Genomic DNA, 3,718 nt, shown 5'->3' on the forward strand with positions numbered 1-3,718 from the left:
GATGCACAACCTCGCCCCCGCCGGATAAACGAGCGGCCCACTCACGGCCACGACGTCCGAGCCACCCCGAAGATCATTTACGGGACAACCCTTAGCGCGCCATGCCTCCGATGTTCTGCGCCGATGTAGGCCCCTACAGATGGTTCAAGCGGCGGCACGATCGCCCACCTCGATCTCACCGCTGCGGTGGAGGCAACGCGGGCGGTCCCAGTGTGTGGTGGCCGACCGTGCGCTGGGGGGACCCGGAACGCTCTCGGAGCCCGACGTCGCCCCCGGGAGTGCACATCCTCACTATCAAACCACAGCAAGATCCCTGCGACGGATCGGAAAGCTGGCTCTCAGCCTGGTTGCGAAACCAGAAAGATCGCAACGGCAGTCTTATAGCAACGGCCCCGATTGAGGGCGTCGAAGCCCGGCAGACCGATGTTTTCGGATTACCCTTCGAGGTGGGTTTTGCCATCACCCACACGCCGAGATCACCCTGCGCATACCGACATCGGCTGCGCCCTGGGGCTGAGAGATGAGCATTCCCGCCACCCCCGGGACCGCCTCACCCACCGCACCGCCATGGCTCCTGCCCCGAGGGCGCTGGACGCATCGGTGGCCACATACGCAAACCATGACGCTAAGGGCAGCGTCCCTCGGGGCCTTCGTCTCGTTCGCGGCGAATTCAAACGAGGAGCGGTCCACCGCAGCGGACCGCCCCATCCTTCATAGCGATGAGGTTCGCCACCACATACGAGATATTGTTCTTGGAGTGCCAGTCGGTCGGGTAGTAGGTCACCAACCGCGAACTTTGAAACCGTGCCGTGATGTCCGGGACGAACGTCCGATACTGGTTGTTAGTGTAGTACCAGAAAGAGTTCTCGTTGTAGAAAGCGACGTGGGTAGGGTCTTGGTAAGCACCCCGTCCGTCGGAGCTCGGCGTCATGGTCAGCAGCATTCCGCCGGGAGCCAGCAGCCGGTGCAACTCGTTGATCAGCGGCACCTTCTCAGGCACGTGCTCTAGGAAGTCCACCGCCCGCATCACACCGACAGAATTGTCCGGCAGGTCGAGCTTGTCGGGCAGCGTCGCCACGATGTCAACACCCTCCCCTGGATACTGGTCTACGCCGAGGTAACCAGGTGGCTTGCGGTGCGCGGCACCAAGGTCGAGGGCCAGCAGTCCGCGGCGATGGGTCCAGGCGAGGGCGTTGGCCTCGATGTATTTGTCATACAATGCAACTGTTTCCCGCTGGATGTGCGCGTTGATCTCCGCATCGCGCTGGGTGTTTGCCGGGTGAAGACGCTGGAGGTAGAGGCAGCGCTCAATGTGGTGGAATTCCCCAGCTTGGAACATCCGGCACATCAGGTCTTGGTCGTCCAGGACCGTGCGGGTGGCATCGTAACCTCCCACCTGCTCGTAGACGTCTTTGCGGAACGAGCGCACATGATTGGGCGCGTACCAGATATAGGAGACGTTGTGTGGGGTCGGCACCATCGACTTAGCGGCCAGCAGCCGGCACCCGTCGACCTCCACGTCTTCGTACTGCCAGCCGTGCGTTTCGTTGAAGCGTGTGTCGTCCCGGCTGCCGTCTTCGGAGATCTGGGCGGTGTTGCTGTAGACGAACACTGCGTCGGGGTGCTCGTCGAACGCCTTCCCGAGTTCAGCCAGGCAGTCTCTCGCCAACAGGTCGTCGTGGTCGAGTTCCACGAGGATCTCACCGCGGGCAAGTTCGCATGCCCTACGCTTCGCCGCGCCGACGCCGCGAACTTCGTCCGCGATTTCCACTCGGACCCGGTCATCGGGCCGCTCTGGACGCCAGCGGGCACCGCTGTTGAGCAGGACGATCCACTCCCAGTCCGAGCAGGATTGAGCCTGCAGGGTAGCCAGACACTCGTCCAGGAAGCGCGGCCGGTGGCTGGGGGTGAAGACAGAGAACCTCGGTGTAGCAGTCGACGTCATCTGGTTACCTACTTGGGCTCGCTGGGTGAAGAACTGACATGTCGGCGTCCCTGAATGGCTTTGGTACTTGAGAGAACAGGGACTGGTCGATCAAGATTGCGTGGCGGTAAGCGTCCCGCGCCCCGGTTCCGTTGCCCCTTTTTGCCAGCGCCTCACCGAGCTGGAAGTAGGCCTTGGCGGCCTTCGGGTTCAGGGAGATGGCCCGCTTCAGTAGCGTGATCGCCCTGTCGGGGTTGGTGGTCTTGAGTAGCATGGCCTGGTTGAAGATGGCTGACGTGAACTTCGGGTCGATCTTCAGCACTGCATCGTAGGCTTTGAGAGCATCGGCTGGCCTGCCGGACTGTTGGGAAACAACCCCTAGGTTGTACCAGGCGAGTTTGTTGTCCGGTTCTATCGTCAGAACACGAGTGAAGGTGTCTTCCGCACCGTCTAGGTCCTTTTCGTTCGCCTGCACGAGCCCTGCCTGGAGCAACGCGTGTGCACTCAGCGTGGTCTTGACGTCGGAGCTGGTCGCCGCCTCAGACATGACCGCCCAAGTAGCCACTCCAGCGGCAAGCACAACGGCCGCGCCGACCCCTGTCCACAATTGCCTACGTTCCACGTCATCACATTCCATGAGGTCAGACTGAATATCCAGGTGGCGGCGGTAGGTGGCTCTGGCACGGCATGCCAGAATTACAGCCATTAGAGCCAAAGTTACGAGGCGAGCGGGGTCTCGTCATTCTTCGCGAAGACTTGGCCGCACGAACCACCCGAATGTACGCATCTCAAGTTAACGGGTGCGAGTTAGGGGAGATTCGGGAATACCTGCAGCAGTCTTGCGTTTTCGTCGTGTAGTGGCCGGTTGATCGTACACCCGTGATCTAACCAACAGCCTTGACCGAACAGCAAGCTGCCCAGTGTTGGCGCCTGCCCCACTGGATGATCATCTACCGATCAGAGCGTGACACACCACCTACAAGGTGAGGTCAGCGAGCTAAATGCTGCCGGGTCGGCGATTTGATAATTCAACGCCTTTCAGGCCTGCTGGCGGGCTCATCCCCAGCGTGGGCGGCCGCTCGAGCCCAACAATCGTTCACACGGCCCTTGGCCTCCCGATATTTTCGACCCCATAGCTCACGAGGGCTGGATCGCGTTGCCGCGATCCAGCCCCAGTTATGTGCTGGCTGGCTTCAGACGACAGGCCCAGCATAAAGAGCCGAGAGAGTCATCATCCGGTGGCGCAGTAGGCAATAGCCGCCACGGTCGAGCCCGTAGACCCACCACCAATGGTTACGGACCACCCAGTGCCCGTGGAGTAGTTATATGCGATGTCATACCCTCCGGTGCCACCAGTCGGAATGACCCAGCCGCCACTAATGGGGACCGTCCCGGCAGGGCATACTGCAACAGAAGTCTGAGCACCGATACCACTACCATCAACAGCGGGCGTAGTGGGACCCAAGACGCTAGTGATCGTTCCGAACGAACCTGTCGGGCCCGTAGCACCGGTAGCACCAGTCGCGCCCGTCGCACCGGTAGCACCCGTCGCGCCCGTCGCACCGGTAGCACCCGTCGCGCCGTCAGCACCAGCCGGCCCCGTAGCACCGGTAGCACCAGTCGCGCCCGTCGCGCCGGTGGCACCCGTGGCGCCAGCAGCGCCGTCAGCACCAGTCGCACCCGTGGCACCGGTAGCACCAGCAGCGCCGTCAGCACCAGTCGCACCCGTGGCACCGGTAGCACCAGCAGCGCCGTCAGCACCAGTCGCACCCGTGGCACCGGTAGCACCAGCAG

At 62.2% G+C, this 3,718-nt stretch carries 2 protein-coding genes; both read right to left on the minus strand.

Features of this window, described 5'->3' with window-relative positions; genetic code table 11:
- Window positions 1-670: 670 nt before the first annotated feature.
- Complete coding sequence (locus ACFYP3_RS36500) at window positions 671-1,945, minus strand: glycosyltransferase (RefSeq protein WP_388842316.1); 1,275 nt, start codon at window positions 1,943-1,945, stop codon at window positions 671-673.
- Window positions 1,946-1,949: 4 nt separating this feature from the next.
- On the minus strand, window positions 1,950-2,630 hold the full coding sequence (locus tag ACFYP3_RS36505) for a tetratricopeptide repeat protein (protein WP_388842318.1): 681 nt from the start codon (window positions 2,628-2,630) through the stop codon (window positions 1,950-1,952).
- Between the last annotated feature and the right edge of the window lie 1,088 nt (window positions 2,631-3,718).

This window comes from Streptomyces sp. NPDC005533 (assembly GCF_042871845.1).
In the GTDB taxonomy this organism is placed as follows: Bacteria; Actinomycetota; Actinomycetes; order Streptomycetales; family Streptomycetaceae; genus Streptomyces.

Excerpts from the sequence above, each read along its gene's own strand:
- ACFYP3_RS36500 (WP_388842316.1), bottom strand. The coding sequence starts at position 1,945 with ATGACGTCGACTGCTACACCGAGGTTCTCTGTCTTCACCCCCAGCCAC.
- ACFYP3_RS36505 (WP_388842318.1), bottom strand. The coding sequence starts at position 2,630 with ATGGCTGTAATTCTGGCATGCCGTGCCAGAGCCACCTACCGCCGCCAC.